Origin of the sequence: Xanthomonas hortorum pv. cynarae (assembly GCF_002939985.1) — a bacterium.
GTDB lineage: Bacteria > Pseudomonadota > Gammaproteobacteria > Xanthomonadales > Xanthomonadaceae > Xanthomonas > Xanthomonas hortorum_D.
Map to the genome: position 1 here is coordinate 59,819 of NZ_MDFM01000023.1, position 25,820 is coordinate 85,638.

The window sequence follows — 25,820 nt, forward strand, 5'->3', positions numbered from 1 at the left end:
CGCCACCAGGCGGGCGCGGCTGGCTTGATGCCATGTGCTACACCACACGCGCTCCCGCGATCACAGCAGCGTTACTCGGCAACCACGCCGCGCTTGGTCAGAATCGCGTGGATGGCATGCGCATATTTATCGCGCTCGGCGGGAGTTTCGGAATGATAGGCGCCCACGGCGGCCCAGGTATTTCCATATTTATTGGTCATCTCGCGCAGCCGCCAGGCGGCGACATACACGCTGACGCACGGCTGCATCAACGCGTCCCTGGAGATGCCATAACTGGAAAGGCGCCGCAGATGGATCGAATTGATCTGCATCTTTCCATAATCGATCGTGCCGTTGTTGTTGCGATGGATCGCGTCGGCACGACCGCGTGATTCCTGCCATGCAATGGCACGCAGCACCCATGGATTGACATGTTGATAGCCGGCGGCTTCTTCAAAACAGTCTGCGCGTGCGAGCGGCGCGGCGCACAGCAACGCCGCCGCAATCAACACGCGTCGCCAAGGAGCGGCAGCATGCCGGGGCTGGAGCGCGCACCATCGCGCGCCTACGCGCATGTTTCTCGAGAGCGTGGCACAACACAGTTGACGCCAGACATCCGTGCCGTGCACAGACGCACACGTGGTCGGCGTATCGGTCTCTTTCATGTCTTTCACCTGATCGTCGTTCATTCCAGCAACGTAGCGGAGTGGACGCACACCCCCGGTTGGTCCGACGCTCCGCTCGATCGCGACACCATAACGGTGCTGTGCATCCGCATGCACACGCTGGACGAAGCGTCTATGACGTAAACGAAATCACAACACGCAGCGTTGCAACACAGCTGTTCTCCAGGGGTTTCCCTGCGTTTTCCGCAGTCACGTTCGCAAGCAAAAGCGCACCTTCGCGTCCTGGCAGATGCACCGCCGTTGCCTCTTCTACTTTGCGCTCGGGGCAGCGCAGCGTCCCCGTTGCGATCTTGCCGTTTCAGCTTCCGGCAATCCGCGATGTATCCAGTTCAACCACATGAGACGGGAATCACCATGGACTCTATCGGAAACAACTTTTCGAGTATCAGCAACCTGCAGACGATGGGCATCGGGCCTCAGGAACACGGCAACTCCGGTCAGCCCTCGCCTTCGGCTGGCTCCGAGCAGCAGCTGGATCAGTTGCTCGCCATGTTCATCATGATGATGCTGCAACAGAGCCAGGGCAGCGATGCCAATGGGTGTGGCAGCGACCAACCGCAGAACGATCAACAGGGAGGCCTGAGTCCGTTGACGCAGATGTTGATGCAGATCGTGATGCAGCTGATGCCGAACCAGGGCGGCGCCGGCATGGGCGGTGGGCGATTCGGTTAACAGCAGTCTGGGCGGCAACAGCTTGGGTGGTTTCAACGCCAACCTGTCGAGCTTCATCGGCCGGGCCTGATTGCCGATGCGTGCAGGCTGCAGCGCCACGCGGCAGCCTGCACGTTCTCACAGCATCGGCTACACCCCGAAGCGTTGCTCAGGGCGAGACGATATGCGGGGTCAGCAAGAACAACCGCTGCAGCCGCGAGCCGCTCTTTTGGCGATGCTTGAACAGGTTGCCCACCAGGGGAATCTTGGACAGCCCGGGGACCTTGTTCAGATCGGTCTGATCGGTATCCTGGGCATACCCGGCGATCAGCAGACTCTGGCCCTCGTTCACGAATGCCTGCGTGGTGATCTCGCTGGAGGTGATGACGGGAATGCCATCGACGGTATTGGCGCCCAACTGCCCGTCTTCGATACGCACATCCAGCCGCATCTGTCCGTTTGGCGAGCCCGGCACCACACTCGGCAATACGCGTAGCGACACACCTGCGGACAGGTTGTAGAGGTCTGCGGCTGCGTAACCGCTGACACGCACGAATGCCTGTTGCTTGTGATCCATCACCGCTTCCACGTTGTCCAGCGTCGCCACCTGCGGGGTGGACACGATCTTGGCCTTGTCGGTCTGCTCGAGCGCCGAGACGCGCGTCATCAGGTAACGCCCTGCATCGCCAAGGACAGCGGTCAACGTCCCGCCCAACGGCGCGGTTGCACCCGCTGCTGCTGCACCGCTCAAGCTGCCATCGTAGCCAAGCTGGCCACCACGCCCGTCGCCGGTCTGCACATCCACACGCCGGCTGTGGAACCGCCAGTCCACGCCGAGATCCTGCATGGCACCGTCGCGGATCTCGATGATGGTGGCATCGATCTGCAGCAGCTTGGGGCGGTTGTCGAGCTGCTGGATCAACGTGCCATAGGCGGCCATGCGCTCGGGGCGGTCGCGAATGAGAATGGCGTTGGTGCGCGGGTCGGCTTCGATCACCGGCGCGTCGGAGGCCAGCTCGCCGCCGCTGCCGGCGTCCACCGCCAGCGGCGCATCGCGGCGGGCCTGGCTCATCTCCGGCCACACGCTGGCCGGCGCATTGGCGCCACTGCCCGGCAACGGCGGGCTGACCGGCACGCGATCGGACGGCGAGGCACCGCCGAACCACGACGCAGGCAATCCGAGGATACCGGTGTTGCCGCCACCGCCATTCTGACCCTGACCGTTGTTGCCGAAGGTGTTGGACGAGCCACCGCCGATCGGTTGCACCCGCCCGAAATTGGCGCCCGGCCCGGGCAGCGCCGCCGTGGGCGCGCCACGCACGCCGTACATGCTGCGCAACAGGCTCGCCATGCCCGGCACCTGGACGTCCTGCCCACCGATGCGGGTGCTGTGATCGGCCGCCTGCGCGTAATGCAGCTGAAATACCTGCACTTCGGTAGCGTCGCGTTGGCGTGCGCCCTGCTCGACCTGCTTGGCGATTGCGGTGACGGTATCCACATAACCCGGCGGGCCGGACACCACCGCCACGTGCGCCGCCTCGTCGTAACGGACCGGAAAACGCGGATCGTCCAGCCGCATGCGCGCAAGCGCATCGCGCAGCGCACTGGTGGACGCGGCGCCCAGATTCAAGGTTGCATTCTTGGTTTCGTTGGCGCCCCAGATCCTGAGCACGGCACCGTCGTAATACCAGACGAAGCCGAACGTCGCAGACAGATCGTCGAGGAATTTCTGCGGGCTGGCCTCGAACTTGCCACTGAGCGTGCCGGTCACTTCCGGTGAAATCCAGGTGGTGATGGATTGGCTGGCGGACAGGTCGCGCAGCACTTCCTTGAGATCCTTGTGGTCGGCGACGTATTTGAAGCTGCGCGAATGCCACGGCACCTGCGCAGCATCGGCATGCGGCGGCAGCAGCGGCAGCAGGCTCAATAGCAACGCGGCGGCCAATGGCGCACGTCGATGGCGGTGAACTGGAGGACAGGCGTATGCCATGGCGTTCCCTCTGCGAGGCAAGTGAAAGAAGTCGATAGGGCGGCGCCTGGCGGGCAGGCGTCGGCCGGGGATTGCGTGCCGGATGCAGCGCCGTGCTGCGTACTGCAGCGTCGAGCAGCACATCGAGGGCGCGTGCGACTCAGTGTAGGCAGCGCACGGCAGGCGATGTCTCAACAATGATCAATTCGCTGCGCCCCCCTTGCCGCCGGCGTTCGCGGCATCGTGCAACTGCTGCTGGAAATGGAGGAAGCCGAGAGCGTCACCGGATTGCGCGATGAACACGCTGGTCAGCAATGCCAGCAGCAGCAGCGCCAATATCCCACGGATCGGTTGACTCAGATTCGAGGGTTCCAGCTTGTCGGCGGCGCGCGCCACAAAGCCGATGGCCAGATCCACCAGCACCAGTACCAGCATCAACGGTGCGGCCAGCTTGACGATTGCGGTCATCATGCCGTCGGTCTGCTGGATGACGAAGGACTCGGCGACCGCGCCCATGTCCGGCGTGAGCTGGCTCAGCGGCCACCAGCGAAACGATTCGAACAGCGCACCCAGCAGCATCAGCATGCCGCCCAGCGCGTAGAAGGACACGATTGCCAACTGCATCAACACCGTGGAGACCGGCGTACTCTGCTCACCGCTCAGCGGGTTGGTCATCTGCACGTTGTTGTAGCCGGACACATCGTCGATGAGCAGGCCCACACTCTCGGCAACCCAGAACACCGTGGATGCGGCAAACCCGATCAGCAGGCCGAGGAAGGCTTCCTTGAATACCAGCCCGACCAGGCCGGTCGCTTCGATTCTGGCCAGCGCATCGGCCGGTTGTCCGTAGGCGATGAACGAACTGAGCACATACACCACACCGTTGCGCGCCATTCCGGGAAGGCTGTCCTGCGCCGTTGCCGGCAGCACGAAAAACATCACGAACACCCGCACCCCGCATAGCGCCAGCAGGGTCAGCAGCGACACGCCCTGGGATGACAATGCCAGCAGTGCGGTGGCGGTGTCGTTCATTGCCCCACTCCGCGCGCGGCACGATGCAACCGCAGCCCGAGCAAGGCGTCGATCGCGTCTTCCTCTTCGGCCGCTTCGCGTTGGGCTTGCCAGGCACGCTGCGCGCGGGCGGCGTTTTCTGCGTACACATCCGCCTGCGCCTGCAGCTTGCTCACTGCCTGTTGCACCGTTGCGGCCTCATCGCGTGCGCTCTGCAACGCCTGCGTCGCTGCGACCAGCGCCTGCTCTGCGGCGCGGCAGCGGTCTTCCAGCACCGTGCGGAAGCGCTGGTGCTGCAGGATCGCCTCGATGCCGATCGGCTCACCCGCGCCGGCCTTGTCGGCCAGCGTGGTATCGAACGCCTCCAGGCGCGTGGTGCAGGCGTTGGCCTCCTGACTGCAACTGGCGCGCTCGCGGTCGCACTGCTCGAGCGCCCGCCTGCAGTCGCTCAGGCGCTCCTGCATCCGCTGGTAACGGCGCGTCTTCAACTGCTGCAACGTGGCCCAGGTGCCGGCACGCTCACGCATCGTCGATCACGCCGGCAAGCTGCTCCAGGGTGGCGTCATAGTCGCTGAGCTGATCGGTGGACTGGCTGAGGAAGTCGCGAATCGCATCGATCCTGGCGATCGCCTCGTCGGCGACCGCATCGCTGCCCTGGCGGTACTCGCCGACCTGCAGCAAGGTCTCCACCTCGTTGTACTTGGCCAGCAGGCGCCGCAGCTGGCCGGCGTACTGGCGTTGCTCGGCAGACACGATCTGGCTCATCACCCGGCTCAGGCTTCCCAGCACATCGATGGCCGGATACTGGTTCTTGGCGGCGATCTCACGCGACAGAATCAGATGGCCATCCAGGATGCCGCGCACCTCCTCGGCGATCGGATCGCTGCCGGTGTCGTCTTCGGCCAGCACGGTGTAAAACGCGGTGATCGAGCCCGTCTCGCCCATGCCGGCACGTTCGAGCAGGCGTGGCAACTCGGCGAACACCGACGGCGGGAAGCCGCGCCGTGTGGGGGGCTCGCCGGCGGCCAGACCGATCTCGCGTTGCGCGCGGGCAAAGCGTGTCAGCGAGTCCATCATCAGCAGAACGCGCATGCCCTGATCGCGAAAATATTCGGCGATGGCGGTGCCGACATAGGCGGCCTTGGCGCGCTCGATCGAGGAGCGATCGGAGGTGGCGCACACCACCACGCTGCGCGCCAGACCGTCTGGGCCAAGAATCATCTCGATGAATTCACGCACTTCGCGCCCGCGCTCGCCGATCAGCACGATCACGTTGACGTCGCACTGCGTACCGCGCGCGAACATCCCCATCAAGGTGCTCTTGCCGACGCCGGCTGCGGCGAAAATGCCCATGCGCTGGCCTTCGCCCAGCGTCATCAGGCCATCGACGATGCGCACACCGGTCGGTAGCGGCTGTTCGATCAGGCGCCGGCGCATCGGATCCGGCGCCTGTGCCTGGATCTGCACCCAGCCGTCGCCGGCGACCGGCCCCTGGCCGTCCGCCGGCTCACCCAGGCCATCGAGTACGCGCCCCAGCAGCGCCTCCCCGACCGGCACCGCCAAGGGGCGCCCCGATCCGATCACGCGCGTCTCGCGCGACAAGCCCACCAGCTCGCCAAACGGCGCCAGCAAGGCGAGATGGCGGCTGAAGCCCACCACCTCGGCACGTTGCAACAGCGTGCCGTCACGCTGGCGCAACTCGCATACCTCGCCCAGGCTGACCTGCACCCCGGCGACCTTGAGCATGGTGCCGATCACCTCGACCACCTTGCCGTAGCGACGGCCGAAGGCCAGCGCGGCCAGTTCGCGCTCGAGCGTTGCCTCCAGCACCGGCATCTCAGCAGACATCCGGCACCGCCTGTGGCGCGGCCAGCACGCGGCGGATGACCCGCTGGAGGCTGCGCAGCTGATCGCGCAGATCGGTCTCGAACACGCCGGTATCCCATTCGCACACGCAGGCACCCAAGGCCAGCGTCGCATCGCCGCACAGTTCCACCGGCATGGCCCAGCCTGCGGCCGCGGCGGCCGCATCGAAGGCGCGCCGTGCGTCGTCCAGCGCATCGGGATGCACGCTCACCCGCAGGGCTTTCGCCTCGTCCAGGGCGCCATCCAGCGCCTGTGCGGCGCGCGCGTACAGCGCAGCGGGGTCGTGCCCGTGGAGGACCTGTTCGCAAGCGTGTGCGACGATCTCGGCCAGACGCGCGCGGGCGCGCTGCGCGGCGTCCTCGGCCGCGAAGGCATGCCGCACGCCGCGCTCGTTCCACGCGTCGAGCTGACGGCGCAGCCCGGCTGCATAGCCCAGGCGTGCACTGCGCTCGGCCTTGTCCTGGGCATCCTGGAGGATCGTCTCGGCCTGTTGTTGGGCGTCGTCGATCAGCGCCTGCGCATGCGCCTGGGCGTCCGCCAGCGTCTGCGCGCACCGCGCGTGCACCTGTGCAGTCGCTGCGTCCAGTTCCAGCACACAGGCCAATGCCTCGCGTGGGATGACCTCGCAGTCCAGGCCGACTGCCTCCGGTGTGGACCTTAGCCAAAGACGCATGGCAGCTCCGGCAACAAGATAGGCAGCGCCTGCAGAAACGCAGCGCTCGCGCCATCTGCCGCGATGGGCGCCACCTTGGCAGCGCCCAACGGCAAGGACAGCGCCAACACCTTGGCGATGCAGGGGTCTGGCCAGGCACCATCGGCCTCCATTCGACGCCAGCCATCGCCGATCCATGCCGCGTGCTCGGCATCGCGCGGCAACAGCGGCACTGTCATGCCGGTGACTGCGCGATGGCGCACATGCTCAAGCACCGCCGGCCCCACCCACTGCTCGAACCAGGTCAGGCGCTCGCGTTCGATACAGCGGCGCAGCGCCAGTGCGCGCGAAAACACTGCGCGGCTCATCAACACCTTGGCGAGCAGATCCGGCGCGAGCACGACCAACCGATTGGCCAGCGGATCCAGCGCCGAAACCTGCATGCGCGAGCATCCCGACCAGGCCTGGATCACGCGCACACGGCGCTGCTCCGGTGCCCGTTCCCAGCCCAACGCAGCGACCGGACCCAGCCAGTGCGCCACCCGCTCTGCCTCCAGCGATTGCGCCAGCATGGACACGGCCGCCGTCCATCGCTGAAGCCACAGTGCCGCGTTGTCGATGCGTGCCTTGTCCATCCGCCGGCCTCACCCAGCATGTTTTCTGGACAACGCGCGCAGGCGCTGCCAGCCGCCCCAGCGGCGTGCATCGGCGCTCGGCCACCAGTACAGCGCTGCCGCAGCAATCGCCACGCACAGCGCCAGCGCGCATCCGGCCAGCCACGGCCACGGCCATGCGCGCGCAGGCGCCGCCACAGAGAGCTGCGCATCGCTCTCCGCCCCGCCCGGCACCAGCGTGACGCTGACGTTTTCGTAGGTCAGTCCTTCCACGCTGTGCATCACCAGCGTCTTGATGCTGGGTACCAGGCTGGTCAGATCGCTACCGACGCGAAACTTGATGAACACCGCAGCGCTGGAGGGTTTGACCGAGGTGGACAGCGGGTCGTTGTTGGGAAGCACGATCTGCACATCGGCCGCGATCACGCCGTCGATATTCGACAAGGTCTGCGACAGCTGCTGCGACACGCCGTAGATGAAGCGCACGCGTTCTTCGGTGGGTGTGGAGATCAGGCCGTCCTTCTTGAACATCTCGCCGAGATTGGCGTGTCGCTCATGCGGCATGCCATGCGTGCGCAGCACGTTCAATGCGTACGCGACCTGATCGTGCGGCGCGTTGACTGCCCAGGTCTTGCCGTCGTCGGGCGTGAGCTTTTCTGCATCCACACCAGCCGTCAGCAGCACGGCCAGCATGTCGTTGGCGTCGTTCTCGGTCAGCCCGGAATAGAGCTGCTGGTCGCAGCCAGACAGCAGCAGTGCCAGCAGCAACACCAGCAGGTATCTGAGCTTTCGCATGCTATTGGTTCTTGAACAGCGTCTGCACGGCGTTCTTGCCCGACTGTGCCACGCCGACGCTGACATTGAGGTTGAAGCCAACCATCGTCAGCTCGTGCATCAACTTCATTTGTTGCGAAGCCATTTCCTGCAGACCCATGGTCGGCGCCTGCATGCTGAAGGCATCGATATGCTCGGTGATGGTCCTCACGCCATCGTTCTGCACGTCGACCATGCGGCTCATCATGCTCGGCTCGCCCACACGCTGCATGGCTGGCGGCAACGGGCTGGAGGACTGCATCAGCGCCTGGAAGCGGTTGACGAGCGCCTGGTTCGGCGCCGCTGTCGGCGACACCGCCGGCGTGGACAGGCCGGTACTGGCTGTGATTGCTGGGACAGGAGGAATGAGCGTCATGACGTGTTCCGCAGGCTGGGGGGAGTCTGGCTCAGGCGCGCAGATACTGGGCGTTGGGAACTTCCATCGGCGCGGCAGATTCGGCCCCCGCTTCCAGCGGCGCGGGTGCCGGGGTATAGCGTCCTGACAGCGCCTTGACCAGGCCAACGGCGTCGGCATCGGCGTCCTCTTCAATCAGACCGTCTGCAATGCCATGCCAGGACGCGTCGCCCACCGCAAACAAGCAACACGCGTACAGCGCCTTGCACAACGGCTTGGAGCCCGCATCGGCCTCAAGATCACGCAGCAGGCGCGCGCCCTCCAGATAACTGCCGCGCTTGATCGCAATCCAGGCATCGAAGGTATCCAGCGCCTTCAGCTCTGGCCGCAGTACCCTCACGGCGGCCAGCACCACTGCGGCCTCTTCGAGTTTTTCGTGGGTCAGCCCGACCGTGATCAGTTCGATCAGCCCGCTCACGACCGAACCGGGACACTCAATCTTTTCCATACCGCACCTCGTCATTCAATGGCTGTGGACAGCATGCGTGCATAACGCTACGCGTCCGCGCCAAGGAAGACTTTTCAGAAGCGAACATCGGAATGCCATCGCGAACAAACAGATCCTGCTTCGCGCCCCCATGCACACGTTCGCCTTGGAAGCGGACCGTCTGGCGGCTGCACGCCCATTATGGGCGTGCAGCAACAGCGGCCGGAGATCGCCAATGTCGGATGAGAAGACCGAGAAGCCGACCGAAAAGAAACTGCAGGATGCGCGCAGGGATGGGGAAGTCCCGATCAGCCCGGATGTCACTGCCGCCGCGGTGCTGCTGGCTGCGCTGTTGGTGATGAAGCTGGCAGGCAGCTATTTTGTCGAACACCTGCGTGCATTGATGTCGATCGGTTTCGATTTCACTACCAATACGCGCGATGCCACCGCCTTGCAGCGTGCGCTCGGTCGCATCGGCATCCAGGCAGTGCTGCTGACGCTGCCCTTCGTGGCGGCCTGCCTGGCCGCGGGATTGATCGGCACCTTTCTGCAGACCGGGCTCAATGCCTCGCTCAAACCGGTCACGCCCAAGTTCGATTCGCTCAACCCCGTGAACGGCTTCAAGAAAATTTTTTCGTTGAAGAATTTCATCGACCTGATGAAGCTGGGCATCAAGGCAGCCGTGATCGGCGTGGTGCTGTGGTACGGCCTTCGCGCACTGATGCCGACGATCATCGGGCTCGTCTACGAGCCGACGCCCTACATCGCCCAGATCTGCTGGCGTGCGCTGGGCATTCTGTGCGCCCTGGCGGTCCTGGTGTTCGTGCTGGTCGGCGCGGCAGATTGGAGCGTGCAGCATTGGCTGTTCATTCGTGACAAGCGCATGAGCAAGGACGAGCAGAAGCGCGAACACAAGGAGAGCGAAGGCGACCCGGAACTGAAGGGAAAACGCAAGGAATTCGCCAAGGAACTGGTCTTCGGCGACCCGCGCGAGCGCGTTGCCAAGGCCAAGGTGATGGTGGTCAACCCGACCCATTACGCAGTCGCGCTCGCCTACGAACCGGACGGCTTCGGTCTGCCGCAGGTGGTTGCCAAGGGCGTGGACGACGGTGCGCTGGAACTGCGTGCATATGCGCAAAACCAGGGCATTCCGATCGTCGCGAACCCACCGCTGGCACGTGCTCTGCATGAGGTCGATCTAGGTGACGCAGTTCCTGAGTCGCTATTCGAAACAGTTGCGGTCGTACTGCGCTGGGTCGAAGACCTGGGCCGCGACAACGATGAACGCAGCGGCCCGCTGCCCTGCTAGGAGATGGCATGCGAGTGACCCGTTATTTTGCATACACCGGTGAAGTGGCGATCGCCGCCTTGGTGGTGGCGGTCATCGGCTTGATGATCCTGCCGCTTCCAACCCCACTCATCGATACGCTGCTGGGCATCAACATCACCCTGAGCGTGGTGTTGCTGATGGTCACGATGTATGTACCCGACTCGGTCTCGCTGTCGTCGTTTCCCTCGTTGCTGCTGTTCACCACACTGCTGCGGCTGTCGTTGAACATCGCATCGACAAAATCGATCCTGCTGCATGCCGAGGCTGGCCACATCATCGAGAGCTTCGGCGAGCTGGTGGTTGGCGGCAACCTGGTGGTGGGCCTGGTGGTGTTTCTGATCATCACCACGGTCCAGTTCATTGTCATCGCCAAGGGTTCCGAGCGCGTTGCGGAGGTCGGGGCGCGCTTCACCCTGGATGCGATGCCCGGCAAGCAGATGAGCATCGATGCCGACCTGCGCGGCGGCAACCTGACCGCGGACGAAGCGCGCAGCAAACGCGCGCGGCTGGCCATCGAGAGTCAACTGCACGGCGGCATGGATGGGGCCATGAAATTCGTCAAGGGCGACGCCATCGCCGGCCTGGTGATCACCATGGTGAACATCCTGGCCGGCATCGTGGTGGGCGTGACCTACCACGGCATGAGCGCAGGCGAGGCGGCCAACCGCTTTGCGATCCTGTCGGTCGGCGATGCGATGGTGTCGCAGATCGCCTCGCTGCTGATCTCGGTGGCGGCCGGCGTCATGATCACCCGCGTGGCCAACGAGAACGAGGCCAAGATCAGCTCGCTCGGGCTCGACATCGGCCGCCAGCTCACCAGCAATGCCCGCGCGTTGCTGGCAGCCAGCGTCCTGCTGGCCTGCTTCGCATTCGTTCCGGGGTTTCCCGCGCTGCTGTTCCTGCTGCTGGCGGCGGCAGTGGGCGCAGGCGGCTATACGATCTGGCGCAAGCAGCGCGATGTCAGCGGTACCGATCAGCCCACGCTGCCATCGACCAGCCGCAAGGGCGCCAAGGGCGATGCGCCGCATATCCGCAAGAGCGCGCCGGATTTCGCCTCGCCCCTGTCGATGCGGCTGTCGCCGCAACTGGCTGCGCGGCTCGACCCGGCGCTGCTGGATCAGGCGATCGAAAGTGAGCGCCGGCAATTGGTGGAGCTATTGGGCCTGCCGTTTCCGGGGATCGCGATCTGGCAGAGCGAATCACTGCAGGACATGCAATACGAAGTGTTGATCCACGATGTGCCGGAAACCCGCAGCGTATTGAGCGATACGGCTGACATGCAAAAAGCGCTGGCCCAACAGGCCATCGCGCCGCTGCATGCACGCGCGCATCTGTTCGTCGGCATCCAGGAGACGCAGTGGATGCTGGAACAGGTGGGCGCGGACTATCCCGGGCTGGTTGCAGAGGTCAACAAGGCCATGCCCGCCCAGCGCATCGCCGATGTGTTGCGGCGGCTGCTGGAAGAACGCATCCCGGTGCGCAACATCAAGAGCATCCTGGAGAGCCTGGTGGTGTGGGGACCGAAGGAAAAGGATCTGCTGATGCTGACCGAGTATGTGCGCTGCGATCTCGGCCGCTATCTTGCGCACACCGCGACCGCAGGCACCGGGCAGCTGCCTGCGGTGATGCTCGACCACGCGGTGGAACAGTTGATCCGGCAGTCGATTCGCGCCACACCGGCCGGCAATTTTCTGGCGCTGCCACCGGAGCAGGCCAATCAGCTGGTCGAGCAGGTGGAACGCATCGTCGAAGATCAGGCGCGGCATCCACTGGCAGTGGTCGCATCGATGGACGTGCGGCGTTATGTGCGCCGCATGATCGAGGCACGCCTGGACTGGCTGGAGGTGTATTCGTTCCAGGAACTGGGCGCAGAGGTGCAGCTGCAGCCGATCGGCAGAGTGGTGGCCTGATGCGCAAGCCACCGGTCCGCCACGTGCGCATCCTGCCGATTGCCGGCGCACCGCTGCAGGCGCACGCAGCGCCAGCACCTGCGCGTGCCACGCAACGTGTCAGCTTCCTGCAACTGCGCCGACGCCTGAGCAGCGTGCTGGCCGGATTGCCGGACACGGTATTGCCGGAGGACCGCGACGACGATCCGACGCTGCCGGACGTGGTGGATGCTGCCAGCGACGATCACGGCCCCGCAGCGCTGCCAAGCGCAACGCCCTGCCTGGATGACGGCAATCGTCGACAGATCGCCCGAGGCGATGACGGCGACGCACTGGGTCGGCAGATCGCCACCGAGTGGATCCGCACCCAACGCGCGCAGCTGGCCATCAATCACATCGCGCTGCGGGTGGCCGAGTTTTGCAACGCCACGCCGGTACGCGGCGCAGGTATCTGGGAAGCGTGGCTGGAGATCAACCACGACATCCTGCCGCAGACCACGCTGTTCTTGCGGCTTTCGCCAGACCAGCTATCGCTTCGCTTCGACAGCGGCTCGCCGGAGACGCGCGAGGTACTTTTGAATGGAAGAAAACGTTTGGATACCGCATTGAAGGCTGCGCTCAGCGACACGCTTCAGATCAGCATCGAGGTCGTCTAGCGCTGCATGTGCAGCAGACCAGCCACAGCGAGGGACGCCGTGTTGTCAACAGAGCCGAGCCTGACGTCGCCGGCACGCGACTTGTCGCAGGCGCTGACCCACGTGCCCGCCGTGCGCGCGCAGCTGGGCAGAGTGCTTTGCGATCCGCGTGCCGCACAGCGTTGCGGCTACACCGCGCAACGCTGCGGCATCCGGGCTGCGGACGCCGCGCGCCTGCAGCTGCAGTTCGACAGCGGCAGCCTGGAGCTGCGGATCGCGGCACGCGACGGCCTGGCGCTGCTGTTGAACGAAGCCGATGACGCCCTGCGCGTGGCGATCGCCGGTGTGCTGTTGAGCGATGATCTGCACGCCCTGGAACCACTCGGACTAGGCGCTGCCGAGGTGGTCGCCTTCGAGCGCTGTGCGGATGCAGTCGATCGCCTCGATATCGGCATCACGCTGGGCGGCATCGACGCGATCGCAGAGACCGCCAGCCCGCTGCTGCTTGCCGCGCTGCAAACGGCAAGCGCTGCGCTGGCTCAGCCATCGCCACTGCCGGCCTGGATGAGCGCACTGCGGGTGACCACGCGCCTGCGTATCGGCCAGCGCACGGCGGCGGCGGCGTTGCTGCAATCGCTGCGCCCGGGCGATGTCCTGTTGCACGCGCTCGCCACGGCTCCCGTGCGCAGCGGCGAGCTGCTCTGGGGCATCCCTGGGGGTGCGGTGTTGCGCGCTCCGGTACGCCTGACCCTGCAACAGATGATTCTGGAGACTGCCCCCACCATGCAGCACGATATGCCCGCGTCCGACTCCTCATCGCCCGCCACCGATGTGGCGGCACTGGAACTGCCCGTACAGCTGGAGGTGGACCAGCTTGCGCTGTCTCTGTCCGTGCTGTCGGGCCTGCAGCCCGGCCAGATCCTCGAACTGTCGGTGCCGGTGGATCAGGCCGACATCCGCCTGGTCGTCTACGGGCAGACCATCGGCGTCGGTAGGCTGCTGGCGGTAGGCGAACATCTCGGCGTGCAGATCCTAAGCATGTCGGAGATCCCTCATGCAGATGCCTGATGTCGGCTCGCTACTGCTGGTGGTCATCATGCTGGGGCTGCTGCCCTTCGCAGCGATGGTGGTCACCTCCTACACCAAGATCGTGGTCGTGCTCGGCTTGCTGCGCAATGCCATCGGCGTACAGCAGGTGCCGCCGAACATGGTGCTCAACGGCGTCGCGTTGCTGGTGTCGTGCTTTGTGATGGCGCCGGTGGGCATGGAAGCGTTCAAGGCCGCGCAGAATTACAGTCCCGGTGCCGACAACAGCCGTGTGGTGGTATTGCTCGATGCCTGCCGCGAACCGTTTCGGCAGTTCCTGCTCAAGCACACCCGCGAGCGCGAGAAAGCCTTTTTCATTCGCTCGGCGCAGCAGATCTGGCCCAAGGACAAGGCCGATACGCTCAAGCCGGACGACCTTCTTGTGCTGGCACCGGCATTCACGCTGAGCGAGCTGACCGAGGCGTTCCGCATCGGATTCCTGCTGTATCTGGTCTTCATCGTGATCGATCTGGTGGTGGCCAATGCGTTGATGGCGATGGGCCTTTCGCAGGTGACGCCGACCAACGTGGCCATTCCGTTCAAACTGCTGTTGTTCGTGGCGCTGGATGGCTGGTCCATGCTGATCCACGGCCTGGTCCTGAGTTACCGGTGACGCCATGGACCATGACGATCTGGTGCGATTCACTTCCGAAGCCTTGTTGCTGTGCCTCAAGGTGTCGTTGCCGGTGGTCGGCGTGGCCGCAGTGGCCGGGCTGCTGATCGCCTTCATCCAGGCAGTGATGTCGCTGCAGGATGCCTCGATCTCGTTCGCGCTCAAGCTGGTGGTGGTGGTGGCTGCCATCGCGGTCACTGCGCCCTGGGGCGCCTCGGCAATCATGCAGTTCGGTCAGGCGCTGATGCAGGCGGCCTTTCCATGATCCGGCGCATTTCGCCAGGCGCTGTGCCGCCATCGCTGCCGAGCACGCCCGGCGCGTCGCACCACCATGCCGATGCGCCGCAGGCTGGCGTGCAGGCGCTGGAGGACACGGCACATCATGCACCCCGTCTGCGCCCCGCCCCGCCGCGCAAGCGGCGACGCGGCATGCGCTCGCTGGATGGCATGGACGACGAACTCGACGCCACCGCACTGGAAGAAGCCGAAGCGGCACGCGTCGCGGCGCTGCGCGGCCGGGTCAGCATCGCAGTCGCTCAGCCACAGGGCCAGGGGCAACGCCAGGATGATCAGCACGGCGAGGGCGGCAACGCACAGGCCAGCGATCCGCAGGCCGGTACGTGGCCGATCGCCGCGCCATCGCAGGTAGACGACAGCGTCCGTGCCAGCGTCCAGGACGTGCTCGACCGCTACGCGGCAACCCCTGCCGCCGACCAGACGATCCGGCGACACGCGCTTGCCGTTGCGCTGGTTGAGTTGCGTGCGATCGGTGTCGCCCATCCTGCCGCAGCACAGTTGACGACCATGGTCTGGAGGGTGATGCGCGAGCATCTGCGCTCGGGCAGCGCAGGCGCAGCTGCCGAAACCCTGCAGGCCTTGCGCAAGCGCCTGCTGGATCTGGTGCCGGCGCAACCGGATGCATCGCCTGCACTGCGCAGTTTCCATCTGCTGCTGCCGTTGATGCTGCTCAACGCAGAAAAACCGCGTAAACGCCTGGATCGCGCGCGTGCCATCACGCGTTTGAACACGCTATTGATTGAACACCACGATGGGACCGCTCAGGAGATTCGCGCATGATCATGCAACTTCGCGTGCTGACGGGAATCCATGCCGGCGCAAGATTAGATTTGCAGCCAGGCAGCTATACGTTAGGCGCCGATCCCCAAGCCGAAATCCGGATTGAAGATTGGCCTGATTGTTCGCTCATCATCGAGGTGGATGCAGATGGTCAAGTGCGTTATCGCAGCGACGCGTTGCCGACGACAGCGTTTGTTGCGCTGCATCCGGTGCGCTTTGGTCCGTTGGTGCTCTGCATCGGCGATGCTGCGGCCGATTGGCCGGACGATGTTGCGCTGCTGGAGCAGCTACTGTCGCCCGCCGCGACGCCGGCAGCGCCTTCGCCACGCAGGTCCAGGCGCAACGCACTGCGTGCAGTGGTGGGCGCCATGCTAGCGCTGGCCGCCGCGGCACTGCTGCCCTCCCTGCTCCCGGCCTTCCTCTCCGATGCGGCTCCCCCGCGCAGCCAGGACAACCAGCTCAATCAGGTGCGATTCGTGCTCAAACAGCTGGGCTTGCGCGAAGCGCGCGTGGAGCAGGTCGGCTCGCGCGTGCGGGTCGAGGGCCTGGTGACAAGCAGCGCGGATGCGGCACGCCTGCGCGCGCAACTGCATCGGTATCAGCATGCGGTCACGGTCGATGTGGTGGTGGTGGATGAGGTACTGGCAACCCTGCGCGATACCCTGGCCGACCGCGACCTGAGCGTGCGTTACGACGGCCAGGGCGTTTTCTCCATTGCCGGCAGCAGCGACAACGCAGAGCGCGCGATCCGGCGTATCGCCGATCTGCGCAGCGATCTGGGCCCGGAAATCCGCAAGCTGCACGTGGACATCGCCCAGCAGGACCCTTCTGTGAAAACGCCCGCCAACTACGACGCCGCCCTGTTGGTCGAAGGTCTGCACTATGTGGAGACGCCGGACGGCACCAAGCACCTGACTTCCCTGCCGCAGCAAGCGGCGCCATGAGAACCGCACCATGTTCGATGCCATGACCGACACGGTCACCCAGGATATGAGCAAGATCTTGCAGACCAAGGCGCTGGATGTCTCCGGCGAGCGACTGCGCAACATTGAGGCAGCGCTGCACGCGACAGCGCAACAACTCCGTGTGCACTGGTCCGCCGCAAGCGATCAGGCTGCGCGCAACGATTTCACTGCCTTGCACGACGGCATCAACGCTGCGCGCGACATCGTCGCGCACATCGCCAGCATGCCTTGATCATCGAGTTTCTTGGCCACGTTGGTCAAGCAAAACGCGCCGACAAGCGCTCCACGTTACTTCTCTTTAGCTAAGGAGTATTTATATGTCAGATTTACAATCGATAGGGCCGCGATTCGGCCAGGGCGGGGATCTGCTTGGATCAGACTTTTCAAGCAGATTTGACAATCACACTAGCACTCAGACCTCGGAAAATCAGATTGATAGTCTGATGGGTGGCATTGGCAAAAATGCCGCAGAACAGGAGCGCATGAACAACTACCTGACCGCGAAGAAGAACGAACTTGACTTCAACGTGGCGCTCAACAAATTCATCGGCAAGGCAGGCGACAACGCGAAGCAGCTGGTTGGCCAGTAATAGGCCATGACATGACGCAGGGCCGGTGCATGGCCCTGCGCATGTCGTAAGACAGATGAGCAGCGCCCGATTCGAAGCGATCGTTCAGCAGATGTGCGAAGCACTGGACCTGCCGGATGTGCAGGCGGTGCTTAGCAGTCGCGTGCTCTGGGTGGAAGGGTTTGAAGTCTATCTGCACATGCCTGCAGCCCAGACCGACGATGACGCACAGCAAGCGCCTGAAGAAGAAGCGCTTTACCTACGCATCTCCTACGGCCTTGCTCCTGCGGGACGCACCCTGACGGTCTTCCGGCTGCTGCTGGAAGCCAACCTGTCGGTATATGCGCAGGACCAGGCGCAACTCGGATTGAACGATGCCGGCGTAATCGTGCTGGTCGTGCGCGTTCCGCTGGACGACGACGTCGACGGCGCCTGGATCTGCGATCTGCTCGCCCATTACGCCGAGCATGGCCGTTACTGGAACAACAACATCTTCATTGCACACGACGAAATGTTCGAAGGAATCGCAACGGGAAACTATCTGTGGCTACGCGCGTGAGGTGCTTGGCGTTGCCTGCATGCCGATGGTGTTAGCCAGACATGCACGACTGCGCAGCACGCTGCCGGCGCCTTGCGCATCCGCTGCGCTGTATCGCATCGCTGCGCTGTCGCGCAGTTATTTCCCCACCGCAGGATTTCGTCCGCCATTCATCTCTTGCAAGGACACTCGCCAATGAATCTCGCCATTCCCTCACATAGCACTGCGAGCTTACAGCCGTCCTCATTCTCCCCTTCGGAGCAGCAAGCCCTCACCGCGGTGATCATGAGCATGCTGGCGTACTGCATGCAACGCCTGCTCAGCGACATGATGCAGCCACAGGATCAGCCATCCAGTGACGGTCAGCAACCGACCAACTTCAATCCGACACCCTCTATGCCGCCATCGAACCCGCCGTGTTCCACCAACCCCGGCGGGCAACACGGCAGCGGCAGTGGTGCCGGCAATGGCAATGGCAATGGCAACAACGGTGGCAACGGCAGCAACACATCCGGAACGGGAACGGGAACCGGCAACGACGCATCGCCCACCAACCCGGGTCACTCGGCGACACCCACACCCACGCCCACCGACGGTGCTCACGGCACGCCAGGCCCGACCGGCACGCAGGCGCCACTGCCTCCCGGCAAGGTCGTCACCGCGCCAGCCGGCATCCAGAACAAGACCATCGTGGTGCACAAGGGCGAGGTGTTCGACGGCAAGAACCAGCTATACGTCGGCGGCCCTTGCCTGGGCAAAGGCGATCAGGACGAGCACCAGCAGCCGCTGTTCATCGTCGAGGACGGCGGCAGTCTCTGCAATGTCCACATGACTGGCGGCGGCGACGGTGTGCATTTCATGGCCAGCGGCAAGATGGTCAACTGCGTCAACGAGGATGTCAGCGAGGATGCCGTCACCATCGATGGGCAGGGCAACCGTGAGCACGATGCGGGGATTGCCGGTTGCAGCCCCGAGGTCGTCGGCCGGCCGAAGGTCGAGATCATCAATTGCACGTTCAAGAACGCCGCAGACAAGGTCGTGCAGGACAACGGCGCTGCCGACGTGGTGATGTCGGGCGACACCGTCGAGGGTGCCAGCAAGGTCTTCCGCACCAACGGTGGGCATGCCGATATCGACTCGCACCTTCAGGTCGAGAATTGCGAGTTCAACCAGGTCAAGGAAGCGGTGTTCCGGACCGACGCGCCCGGCGCGACGGTGACGCTGGCAAACCTGAAGACCGATGCGCCCAACGAGGCGATTGTGCTGGACGCTTCCCAGGCGATAGGTGCGACACGTATCGGCCACAAGCCCTACAGCGGCTGATCGCGCGCGCTGCACCGTCGCAGCGCGTCGATCGCGCCCGGCAGATGCATGGTTGCCGCATCTGCCGGGCGTCAGTGCCCGCCGTCGTAGGCGATGACCGCAGACCGACCATCATCGCTGCGACGCCTGCGCGGCACGCACTGCGTCGCGGTAAGCAGACACTGCTGCCATGTGCAAACGGGCCGCTCGCCCAGTGCGGCTTTACAGCAGCAGCGAGCACAGTCGGACGCGAACCGCCACACGCGAGAGATCGACCTTGACCCGTATCCGCTCCGCCACCGTGACACTCGGGCTGCCTGGCAACAGCCATGGCGAGGCGCATGCCGGCACGCCGGCGCCGCACAAGCAGGCCCATCACCGACTGCATCAACTGGATGGGCCCGCGGCCGAGTCCGAGGCACGCGCTGCAGAAATGGATGTGGCCGCACGGGTACATCGTTACACCGCAGCTGCTGCCGACACCGGACAGGGCACGCCTGCGCCGCGCGAGACAGGCAGGCTGCGCGGCGTGCGCAAGTCGTTGCAGAAGCTCGCCCGGCTCGCCGGCACGGCGGTGGGCATCGCCCGGCAGGCCACTCCCGACCACACGCGCCTGCTGCGCTACCAGGGCACGTCTGCGCAGCCTGCACCACCCGCTCGATCGGAACCGGGCGACTGGCACGCACTGGCTCCCTTGCAGACAGCGGCATTCTCCGCCTCGCAACGGCTGAGCGATGCCCAGATCGCCGTGCGCAAGGCCGCAGCGCTGCAGCGCCTGGTGCAGCTGCATCTCGATCGCCTGGAGCAGGACACCGGCTTGCATGCCAGACGCGCACCGCGCCTGGCCGACCGTGCCAACGACACCCGCAAACGCCAACAGGTGCTGGCCACCTGGAACGCGCTACTACGCAAACACATCGCCGATTGCAGCGAGCGCCTGGCGCACACCGAGCAACAGCTGCAGCAGCAACTGGACCAACTGACGGCCATGCCCGCGCCTGCGGCAAGCGATCGTCGACCGCGCCTGCGCGACATGCTCAAGCACGAAGCCGAGCTGGATCGCATCCGCAAGCTGCACGAGCACGCGCGCCATCTGTCTGCCCTGCGCGAGAAACAGCAGGCCTCGCTGCAGTGCCTGCAAGTGCGTGCCGCCAGCCTCGACACCACCCTGGCGCAGGCGCTGCAGTCTGCGCACATCGTGGCTGGCGACCTGTTCGAGACCGCTGCGCACGCCGACGAGCTGCGTGCACTGCTGCCGGCGCTGGCGGGTCTGACGCACTCGCTCGCGCAGGAGGTCGACACCGCAGCGGCCGACGATCTGCGCGCCAGCCAGGCGCTTCGAACCGCATCGGACGCGCTGATTACCGCGCAGATCGCGCAAACCGCATCCAGCGCAACCGAGGCCGCTGCGGCCACCGCATTGCGCAAGCGCTTGTCGACATGGGCGAGCGGGCTCTCCACAACGCGTTTCGGAGACCAGGCGGTGCCTGCAGCGGGCATCGTGGCCATCGCGCTTGGCGCGCTGCGCTCGGCAGTGGCCGGTGTGCTCGGCGACAACCGCGCTGACGCGGCGGCGCTGCTGCTTGCCACCTTCGACCATGTCCATAACAGCAGCTGGAGCGCGCTGATCCCTGCCGATCCGCAACAGCACGATGCCCGACAGGGCGCGACGATGGGCGAGCACGCCGGGATTCCTCGCGCAGCGATCGAGGCGGCGACGACGCGCTGGCTGGAGACCCTGGCGCGCGTGCCGCGCGGCCGCCAGGTGCTTGGCCAGTTGATCCAGGCACGCCACGAGCGTGCCGCCGACCCGGGCCGCCAGGACATCGCGCGCATCGCATTACGGGCCGATGCGCTGCTGCGCGCCACGCCCCTGGACGATGCCGCCACGCGGTGCTGGCTGAGCGGTGCACGGCGCGCGGCAGGGAGTGCCCTGCACGCGGCCGACCCGGCGCAGGCGCTGCAGACCTGCAGCAGCGACGAACGCGCGGCCTACCATGCGCTGCGCAACGGCTACGAGTCGCGTGCTCCCGACTCGGCGTATGCGCGCGCAAACGCCCACCTGCAGGCATTCGGCGAGGCGGTGCGCACGGCCACCTCGCCCCATCCTGGGGGCGCACACGCGAGCGCTCCCAATCCGCTGCATGCCTTGTCGGAGGGGCTGGAGGTCGCATCGGCTACCGCACTGCCGACACCGCGTCGACGCGCCAACCTGACCCTGGAACACGCCTGCGCTGCCTTGATCGGCTACCTGGGCGCATTGCACGCCGCCCGGCCGCAGGGCTGTGTGCCATCGCAGGCCGAGTTGCACTGGCAGGCGGCTGCCGAGTTGCTGCAATGGGTCGGTGAGGACGTGGACCGCAGCGGCATGGTCTTCGATGCCGCCACCCTGGCGCGCATCGCCGAACGTGCGGCGATGCTGCACGACCACCATCAGGCACAGGCATCCAGCATGCCGGGCGGTGCAGCGGTGCAGGCAGCGCCACCGGAAGGATTGCGGCGTGCCTGGGAGCAGGTGCGAAGCGGCCGCTGCACCGCGCCAGCCGCGTTCGATCTGTTGCGCACCTGCCTGTCTACCGTGCGGGCGGAGCACGCAGAGCAAGCGGCCGAGCTGCAACCGAGCGAGGCCTCGCCACAGGCCGCAGTGTGGCTCGCACATGCGGATGACTGCCTGGCGCATTTCGACACCGCCATCGACAAGACCTTGCAGTTGGCGAAGCAGACCGGTGCCGGGGCCCTGGCCCATCCCGAGGCATTGCTGGACCTGCTGCGCGACATGCTCTCGCACCTGGAATGGCGCGACCGCTGGCGGATGACCTGCCAACGGACCTGGGGCGCCAATCTCGCACCGCTTTCGGCGGCAGCTGCCGTTGCAGGATCTGCGTTCGGCCTGGGCGCGCGACTGATCGCCAGCATGCAGTGCAATCGCGATGCCTCGCTGGAGTTCTACATGGGACGTACCGGTCTATACCTGCAGATCAGTCGCCAATCCACGACGCAGCGCCAGCTCGGTGCGGGCCTGACTGCCGGCTATGGCATCGCTGTGGACGGTGCCTACGCGGCAGCCGGCGTGTCGGCCGCCGTGGACTGGCGCTATCGGCGCGAGGTCGGTGTGGAAGATGGCCTGCAGATCCGTATCCCCCGACTGGGCAAGGGCCGCGAACCGGCGCTGTTGCAGGCGTTTTTGCGCATGCTGGAGCATCTGGTGCGCCGCGCATCACCCGATCATCCAGAGCAGCCACACGGCGCGGACTGGATGCATGCGTTGCTGGCCGAGCATCCGGAGGCCAGCGTCGGGCTGATCGACCAAGCCGCACGCGTCAGCCAGGGAACCGAATGCAGCGCCAGCGTCAGCGCCGGCCTGCGCGCAGGCGATACGCACGGCCGCCGCGCGGGCGGCTCGCTCGGGCTCGGCGTCAAAGCGCGCCAGGACCTCGGCTGGACGTCGACGACCGTAGCCGGCTACATGACTACGCAGTATTGCGACGCCACCGCCGCACGCCGGGTGGAAGCGGCCGCACGCCTGACGGCCGGCGTACAACTGGCAGTTGCCCAGCAGCGCCGCGAAGGTACATCGGCGACGCCTGCTGCCAGCACCACGGTCTCGGCAATCGAAGCCGGCTATGTCGCCGAGGTGAGCGCGGTCGTGGCCACCGCGTTCTGCACGCTGTTCCAGTTCGGCGGCGAAATCGATCCGGTCCGCAGCGACCGCGCAACCGACTTCACGCAATTCGCCGCGTTCGAACGCCTGGTCCGCACCCAGTGGGAGCGCTGGGCCGACTACGGCCTGGTCAAGCTGGGCAACGATGTCGACCAGACCTTGCAACCGGTGCTGGCAGAGCTGCAACTGGAGCATTTCATGCAGCAGGCCAGGCGTTTTGCCGATGGCAACGCGCTGGCCGCACTGTTTGCCGACGAGGCGTTACGCAGCGCCGCTGCGCCGTTGCTGGACGCACACCGGGCACTTGCGCTGGTGGCGCAGGACGCGGGTGACCACGCGCGTGCACTCGCCGAGCGCACGGCCTTCGATGCGTTGCTGCAGCAGCCCGACGTGTGGGAGCCGACCTTGCTGCTGGTCCGCGAGAAGGCGAAACTGACCGAAGAGCGTGGCGTGGATTTCATCGTCAAGCGCCAGCGCAACCGCATCGCCGAGGCCATGCGCACGGTCGGTCAATGGCCGGCGTACGAAGCGGTGCCGCGCGCCGCAGCGCCCACTCCCGCTGCTCGCAGGTAAGCCACGCGCTAGGCCGGCACCGGGAGCACCAGCAAGCGACAGACGCAACGGCGACTGCGTCTGTCCTTGCAGCGTGGAATCCGCGAGCGGATCACCCGCGCGATCGATCGCTCACGGCCGGCCGCTTTCCCACTGGCGCAGTTTCTCGCTCTCGTGCAACGCGTCCCTGAGCGTCGTTAACCCGGTTTCCAGTGTCGCGGTCAGGTCGTTGCGTGGCACTCCGCTGAACATCGCCTTCTGCCCGGCGTGCAGCGCATCGCGCACCGTGTCGATGGTCGCAATCGAGGGGGACTGCGTGCCGATTTCCGCGCGCAATGTTTCCAGGGCTTCGCGCAACCTCCCCGCCTGTGGTCCCGGCGCAGGCGCAAGCCGCTCCCCCTCTTCCAGGGCGCGCGCAATCTGCGCCGGTGTCGGCGCCGAAAACAGCGCGATCGCCTCGTCGATGGGCTCGGCCAGCGCCTGAAGCGTGCGTGCGATGGTGCGTTGATGATTGGCTGCGGTGACGGCACGTTCCTGATCAAGTCGCGTCGCCTGGGTGGTGTTGGCGCCGTTCTTGGCCTTCAGCGCATTCCAGACCGTATCGTTGAACAGGGTCTGCACCGCCTGCTGCACGACCGTGGCGGTGGAGTTGCCGGCTTCGCCCGCAACGGCTCCGCTTGCGTTACCGCCACGCAACGGCGCAGCAATCAAGCGACCGGCGCCGAGCGAAGCGAAACTGGCCAACACATTGCCGAGCACGTGGCGGCCCAACACATCCCGCACCGCAGTTGTCATTGCATTGGTCGTCTTGAAGGCCTGCCTGGCCAAAGCCAGTGCTTCCTCACCGGTCTCCAGCAAATAGGTCGGGGGGAATCGCACGGCATCGGACCACTGCGCAGGTCGACGCGCCTTGTCCGGCAACGCCAGCGAAAACAGATTCAACCTCTGTTGTCCGCCCAGCAGATCGGGAACGCTCATCTGGCCGGTGCGCGCAACTGCCTTGCCGGTTTCAAGCAAGGCTTTCTGCACGACCCCTGCCCCGCCGATGGCGAGTGCGCTCAACCCCAGCTGGCCCGCTGGCGTGAGCGTATCCGGATCGTCGGAGGTTCGCCGCGCCGCATTGAATCCTGCATTGATTGTCGGCTTGAGCAACAAGGTGTCCAGGGACTTGTCGTCCAATGTCGATTGCCAGTGGGCGATGCCTGCACGCAGATCGTAGGCCTGCGCCTTGAGCTCCGCGAGCGTCGGTGCGTTGCCCTCGCCGGGGCGCGTGAATCGCTTGCATTGGCCGGTGATCTCCAATAATACCGGCGGCGAATCGGGCAACAGGATTTTGGGGTCGATGGCCTTGAACCGCGGCAAGTTGGCGACACGCGCGCGCCGATCCATCGCCGGGATCAACATGGTCTGGCAGGTATACGAGGCCAATCCCGACACCGCACCGAAAAGCGCCGCCGTGCTCACGGCCTCCGATCCGCGCGGGCGCGTTCTTTCGTAGGCGGCGCTCGCTGCTATACCGAACGGGTTCCGCATCGCCGTGATGAGGAAGGCGTTGAGGCACTCGTAGGCGATCGGCCACGCTGCCTTTGCGCCAGCCGTCTTCATATCGCCGACGACCTGGTATCCGGCATCCGGCCCGAACGCAGTGATGCGCTCATCCACGCGCGCGTCCGCCCATTCCAGATACGCGGCCTGCAGCGCCTCCTGCTCCTCCGACGGCGCTGCAAATGGCAGTCTGTCCAGGCGTGCGCGTATCTGCCCCTTCAAGTCAGCGGCTGTCGACGCACTGCGCTGCGCATAGGTCGCTGCAACGGCAGGCGCGGCAGGCGCGTCCGACACATCGCTGACCAAGGACCCGGGGCTTAGCGGCGGAGTGTAAAACGCTGCATCCGTCAGCTCCGAAGAATGCGACGACTGCGAGGACTCAGAGCGATGGGATGCGCCATGCGAGGACTCGGCATGACTTGCGTCGGTCGTCGCGCGACGTGGAAACGCTGCGCGACTACCACGCAACATCGGGCCCGGAGAACGTAAGCCCGCAAGCGGCCCGGTTGGAGGTCGCGTCTGCGGTGCTGCAGCGGCCTCCTCGGCCTGCGTTGGCTGTGTGGGGGCAGGCGAGGTTGCGCGGGCTTTGGAATAGGCCCCAATGTCGCTGGTGAGCTTCATGAGGCCACCTCCGCCGGGCTGCCGGCCTGCGTCACCAGCGCGTCCAGCACCACACGGGCGACCACTTGCCCGCGCTCCAGCGCGGTGGCCACGGCATCGGGCGTGCGCTCGAGCAACAGCGGGCAGACACACAGCAGCCCAAGATCCGAGAGCGTAAGCCGCCATCCGTAGTGCGTCAGTAATTGTTCCTGCAGCGCCAGCAGCGTCACCACCTCATCGCCGCCGAGCTCGCGTGCGGCCAGTGGCAGTATCACTTCCGGAAAGGCCGGGCGGCTTCAACTCCGATTCGCAACACCAACGGTTGTGAAGTGGCCCAGGCGACCTGACTTGAGCGACTTCACCGCCAAGTGGAGT

26 protein-coding genes are annotated in these 25,820 nt (G+C 65.4%); 14 read left to right on the plus strand and 12 right to left on the minus strand.

The window, feature by feature from the left end:
* Positions 1-71: 71 nt before the first annotated feature.
* Entirely contained in the window at positions 72-554 is a 483-nt protein-coding gene (locus XcyCFBP4188_RS15775) for a lytic transglycosylase domain-containing protein (RefSeq protein WP_228996212.1), read from the minus strand.
* A gap of 465 nt (positions 555-1,019) precedes the next feature.
* Here XcyCFBP4188_RS15775 and xopA point away from each other — a divergent pair, with 465 nt between their 5' ends.
* On the plus strand, positions 1,020-1,337 hold the full coding sequence (gene xopA / locus XcyCFBP4188_RS15780) for a XopA/Hpa1 family type III secretion system protein (protein ID WP_006451024.1): 318 nt from the start codon (positions 1,020-1,022) through the stop codon (positions 1,335-1,337).
* A 148-nt stretch (positions 1,338-1,485) separates the two neighbouring features.
* On the opposite strand, the gene sctC is transcribed toward xopA, so the two are convergent.
* The 9 genes from sctC to XcyCFBP4188_RS15825 all read right to left on the minus strand — a co-directional run bounded on the left by sctC (position 1,486) and on the right by XcyCFBP4188_RS15825 (position 9,104).
* A complete protein-coding gene (gene sctC / locus XcyCFBP4188_RS15785) occupies positions 1,486-3,306 on the minus strand; it encodes a type III secretion system outer membrane ring subunit SctC (protein WP_006451025.1) in 1,821 nt (606 codons plus the stop codon).
* Positions 3,307-3,486: 180 nt separating this feature from the next.
* On the minus strand, positions 3,487-4,317 hold the full coding sequence (gene sctT / locus XcyCFBP4188_RS15790; protein WP_006451026.1) for a type III secretion system export apparatus subunit SctT: 831 nt from the start codon (positions 4,315-4,317) through the stop codon (positions 3,487-3,489).
* Complete coding sequence (locus XcyCFBP4188_RS15795; RefSeq protein ID WP_006451027.1) at positions 4,314-4,823, minus strand: type III secretion protein HrpB7; 510 nt, start codon at positions 4,821-4,823, stop codon at positions 4,314-4,316. The genes sctT and XcyCFBP4188_RS15795 overlap by 4 nt, the downstream gene beginning before the upstream one ends.
* A complete protein-coding gene (sctN, locus tag XcyCFBP4188_RS15800) occupies positions 4,816-6,144 on the minus strand; it encodes a type III secretion system ATPase SctN (protein ID WP_043909227.1) in 1,329 nt (442 codons plus the stop codon). The genes XcyCFBP4188_RS15795 and sctN overlap by 8 nt, the downstream gene beginning before the upstream one ends.
* A complete protein-coding gene (gene sctL / locus XcyCFBP4188_RS15805) occupies positions 6,134-6,835 on the minus strand; it encodes a type III secretion system stator protein SctL (RefSeq protein ID WP_043909229.1) in 702 nt (233 codons plus the stop codon). Before sctL ends, sctN begins: the two co-directional genes overlap by 11 nt.
* Positions 6,820-7,449, minus strand: a complete 630-nt coding sequence (locus XcyCFBP4188_RS15810) for a type III secretion protein HrpB4 (RefSeq protein WP_006451030.1) — start codon at positions 7,447-7,449, stop codon at positions 6,820-6,822. Before XcyCFBP4188_RS15810 ends, sctL begins: the two co-directional genes overlap by 16 nt.
* A gap of 9 nt (positions 7,450-7,458) precedes the next feature.
* Positions 7,459-8,223: a type III secretion system inner membrane ring lipoprotein SctJ gene (gene sctJ, locus XcyCFBP4188_RS15815; protein WP_006451031.1), complete on the minus strand. Its 765-nt coding sequence runs from the start codon at positions 8,221-8,223 to the stop codon at positions 7,459-7,461.
* A gap of 1 nt (position 8,224) precedes the next feature.
* Positions 8,225-8,617: a type III secretion protein HrpB2 gene (locus XcyCFBP4188_RS15820; RefSeq protein ID WP_006451032.1), complete on the minus strand. Its 393-nt coding sequence runs from the start codon at positions 8,615-8,617 to the stop codon at positions 8,225-8,227.
* 31 nt (positions 8,618-8,648) lie between these two features.
* Positions 8,649-9,104, minus strand: coding sequence for an HrpB1 family type III secretion system apparatus protein (locus XcyCFBP4188_RS15825; protein WP_006451033.1), 456 nt, complete (start codon positions 9,102-9,104; stop codon positions 8,649-8,651).
* Positions 9,105-9,318: 214 nt separating this feature from the next.
* Between XcyCFBP4188_RS15825 and sctU the strand changes: the two genes are divergently transcribed.
* The 13 genes from sctU to xopZ all read left to right on the plus strand — a co-directional run bounded on the left by sctU (position 9,319) and on the right by xopZ (position 23,321).
* Entirely contained in the window at positions 9,319-10,392 is a 1,074-nt protein-coding gene (gene sctU / locus XcyCFBP4188_RS15830; protein WP_006451034.1) for a type III secretion system export apparatus subunit SctU, read from the plus strand.
* A gap of 8 nt (positions 10,393-10,400) precedes the next feature.
* Positions 10,401-12,323 carry an FHIPEP family type III secretion protein gene (locus XcyCFBP4188_RS15835; RefSeq protein ID WP_074058413.1) on the plus strand — a complete coding sequence of 641 codons (1,923 nt, stop codon included), beginning with the start codon at positions 10,401-10,403 and terminating at the stop codon, positions 12,321-12,323.
* Positions 12,323-12,958 (plus strand): type III secretion system protein SctP, encoded by a 636-nt coding sequence (sctP, locus tag XcyCFBP4188_RS15840; protein ID WP_006451036.1) that lies wholly within the window; start codon positions 12,323-12,325, stop codon positions 12,956-12,958. Before XcyCFBP4188_RS15835 ends, sctP begins: the two co-directional genes overlap by 1 nt.
* A 93-nt stretch (positions 12,959-13,051) precedes the next feature.
* A complete protein-coding gene (gene sctQ, locus XcyCFBP4188_RS15845; RefSeq protein WP_174705852.1) occupies positions 13,052-14,005 on the plus strand; it encodes a type III secretion system cytoplasmic ring protein SctQ in 954 nt (317 codons plus the stop codon).
* Positions 13,992-14,636 carry a type III secretion system export apparatus subunit SctR gene (gene sctR / locus XcyCFBP4188_RS15850; RefSeq protein ID WP_006451038.1) on the plus strand — a complete coding sequence of 215 codons (645 nt, stop codon included), beginning with the start codon at positions 13,992-13,994 and terminating at the stop codon, positions 14,634-14,636. Before sctQ ends, sctR begins: the two co-directional genes overlap by 14 nt.
* 4 nt (positions 14,637-14,640) lie before the next feature.
* The gene (gene sctS, locus XcyCFBP4188_RS15855) at positions 14,641-14,901 is read left to right on the plus strand and encodes a type III secretion system export apparatus subunit SctS (protein WP_005994479.1); all 261 of its coding nucleotides are present in this window, start codon (positions 14,641-14,643) and stop codon (positions 14,899-14,901) included.
* The gene (locus XcyCFBP4188_RS15860; protein WP_104592416.1) at positions 14,898-15,713 is read left to right on the plus strand and encodes a 4-hydroxyphenylacetate catabolism regulator HpaA; all 816 of its coding nucleotides are present in this window, start codon (positions 14,898-14,900) and stop codon (positions 15,711-15,713) included. The genes sctS and XcyCFBP4188_RS15860 overlap by 4 nt, the downstream gene beginning before the upstream one ends.
* Complete coding sequence (gene hrpD5, locus XcyCFBP4188_RS15865; protein ID WP_104592417.1) at positions 15,710-16,657, plus strand: HrpD5 family protein; 948 nt, start codon at positions 15,710-15,712, stop codon at positions 16,655-16,657. Before XcyCFBP4188_RS15860 ends, hrpD5 begins: the two co-directional genes overlap by 4 nt.
* 10 nt (positions 16,658-16,667) lie before the next feature.
* Positions 16,668-16,910 carry an Hrp regulator HrpD6 gene (gene hrpD6 / locus XcyCFBP4188_RS15870; protein ID WP_006451041.1) on the plus strand — a complete coding sequence of 81 codons (243 nt, stop codon included), beginning with the start codon at positions 16,668-16,670 and terminating at the stop codon, positions 16,908-16,910.
* 85 nt (positions 16,911-16,995) lie between these two features.
* Positions 16,996-17,268: an HrpE family protein gene (hrpE, locus tag XcyCFBP4188_RS15875; RefSeq protein ID WP_104592418.1), complete on the plus strand. Its 273-nt coding sequence runs from the start codon at positions 16,996-16,998 to the stop codon at positions 17,266-17,268.
* Positions 17,269-17,323: 55 nt separating this feature from the next.
* A complete protein-coding gene (locus XcyCFBP4188_RS15880) occupies positions 17,324-17,806 on the plus strand; it encodes a CesT family type III secretion system chaperone (RefSeq protein ID WP_006451043.1) in 483 nt (160 codons plus the stop codon).
* 270 nt (positions 17,807-18,076) lie between these two features.
* Positions 18,077-19,108: a pectate lyase gene (locus tag XcyCFBP4188_RS15885; RefSeq protein WP_104592426.1), complete on the plus strand. Its 1,032-nt coding sequence runs from the start codon at positions 18,077-18,079 to the stop codon at positions 19,106-19,108.
* Positions 19,109-19,364: 256 nt separating this feature from the next.
* A complete protein-coding gene (xopZ, locus tag XcyCFBP4188_RS15890) occupies positions 19,365-23,321 on the plus strand; it encodes a XopZ family type III secretion system effector (protein ID WP_104592419.1) in 3,957 nt (1,318 codons plus the stop codon).
* Positions 23,322-23,432: 111 nt separating this feature from the next.
* On the opposite strand, the gene xopF1 is transcribed toward xopZ, so the two are convergent.
* Positions 23,433-25,466, minus strand: coding sequence for a type III secretion system effector XopF1 (gene xopF1, locus XcyCFBP4188_RS15895; RefSeq protein ID WP_104592420.1), 2,034 nt, complete (start codon positions 25,464-25,466; stop codon positions 23,433-23,435).
* Positions 25,463-25,720, minus strand: a complete 258-nt coding sequence (locus tag XcyCFBP4188_RS15900) for a hypothetical protein (RefSeq protein WP_006451048.1) — start codon at positions 25,718-25,720, stop codon at positions 25,463-25,465. Before XcyCFBP4188_RS15900 ends, xopF1 begins: the two co-directional genes overlap by 4 nt.
* Between the last annotated feature and the right edge of the window lie 100 nt (positions 25,721-25,820).

Coding starts and splice junctions, on each gene's coding strand:
- XcyCFBP4188_RS15820 (WP_006451032.1), bottom strand. CDS start 8,617: ATGACGCTCATTCCTCCTGTCCCAGCAATCACAGCCAGTACCGGCCTG.
- xopF1 (WP_104592420.1), bottom strand. CDS start 25,466: ATGAAGCTCACCAGCGACATTGGGGCCTATTCCAAAGCCCGCGCAACC.
- xopA (WP_006451024.1), top strand. CDS start 1,020: ATGGACTCTATCGGAAACAACTTTTCGAGTATCAGCAACCTGCAGACG.
- hrpE (WP_104592418.1), top strand. CDS start 16,996: ATGTCAGATTTACAATCGATAGGGCCGCGATTCGGCCAGGGCGGGGAT.
- sctN (WP_043909227.1), bottom strand. CDS start 6,144: ATGTCTGCTGAGATGCCGGTGCTGGAGGCAACGCTCGAGCGCGAACTG.
- XcyCFBP4188_RS15835 (WP_074058413.1), top strand. CDS start 10,401: ATGCGAGTGACCCGTTATTTTGCATACACCGGTGAAGTGGCGATCGCC.
- sctL (WP_043909229.1), bottom strand. CDS start 6,835: ATGCGTCTTTGGCTAAGGTCCACACCGGAGGCAGTCGGCCTGGACTGC.
- sctP (WP_006451036.1), top strand. CDS start 12,323: ATGCGCAAGCCACCGGTCCGCCACGTGCGCATCCTGCCGATTGCCGGC.
- sctU (WP_006451034.1), top strand. CDS start 9,319: ATGTCGGATGAGAAGACCGAGAAGCCGACCGAAAAGAAACTGCAGGAT.
- XcyCFBP4188_RS15880 (WP_006451043.1), top strand. CDS start 17,324: ATGAGCAGCGCCCGATTCGAAGCGATCGTTCAGCAGATGTGCGAAGCA.
- XcyCFBP4188_RS15810 (WP_006451030.1), bottom strand. CDS start 7,449: ATGGACAAGGCACGCATCGACAACGCGGCACTGTGGCTTCAGCGATGG.
- XcyCFBP4188_RS15860 (WP_104592416.1), top strand. CDS start 14,898: ATGATCCGGCGCATTTCGCCAGGCGCTGTGCCGCCATCGCTGCCGAGC.
- sctT (WP_006451026.1), bottom strand. CDS start 4,317: ATGAACGACACCGCCACCGCACTGCTGGCATTGTCATCCCAGGGCGTG.
- hrpD5 (WP_104592417.1), top strand. CDS start 15,710: ATGATCATGCAACTTCGCGTGCTGACGGGAATCCATGCCGGCGCAAGA.
- XcyCFBP4188_RS15885 (WP_104592426.1), top strand. CDS start 18,077: ATGCTGGCGTACTGCATGCAACGCCTGCTCAGCGACATGATGCAGCCA.
- hrpD6 (WP_006451041.1), top strand. CDS start 16,668: ATGTTCGATGCCATGACCGACACGGTCACCCAGGATATGAGCAAGATC.
- XcyCFBP4188_RS15795 (WP_006451027.1), bottom strand. CDS start 4,823: ATGCGTGAGCGTGCCGGCACCTGGGCCACGTTGCAGCAGTTGAAGACG.
- sctS (WP_005994479.1), top strand. CDS start 14,641: ATGGACCATGACGATCTGGTGCGATTCACTTCCGAAGCCTTGTTGCTG.
- sctJ (WP_006451031.1), bottom strand. CDS start 8,223: ATGCGAAAGCTCAGATACCTGCTGGTGTTGCTGCTGGCACTGCTGCTG.
- XcyCFBP4188_RS15825 (WP_006451033.1), bottom strand. CDS start 9,104: ATGGAAAAGATTGAGTGTCCCGGTTCGGTCGTGAGCGGGCTGATCGAA.
- sctC (WP_006451025.1), bottom strand. CDS start 3,306: ATGGCATACGCCTGTCCTCCAGTTCACCGCCATCGACGTGCGCCATTG.
- sctR (WP_006451038.1), top strand. CDS start 13,992: ATGCAGATGCCTGATGTCGGCTCGCTACTGCTGGTGGTCATCATGCTG.
- XcyCFBP4188_RS15775 (WP_228996212.1), bottom strand. CDS start 554: ATGCGCGTAGGCGCGCGATGGTGCGCGCTCCAGCCCCGGCATGCTGCC.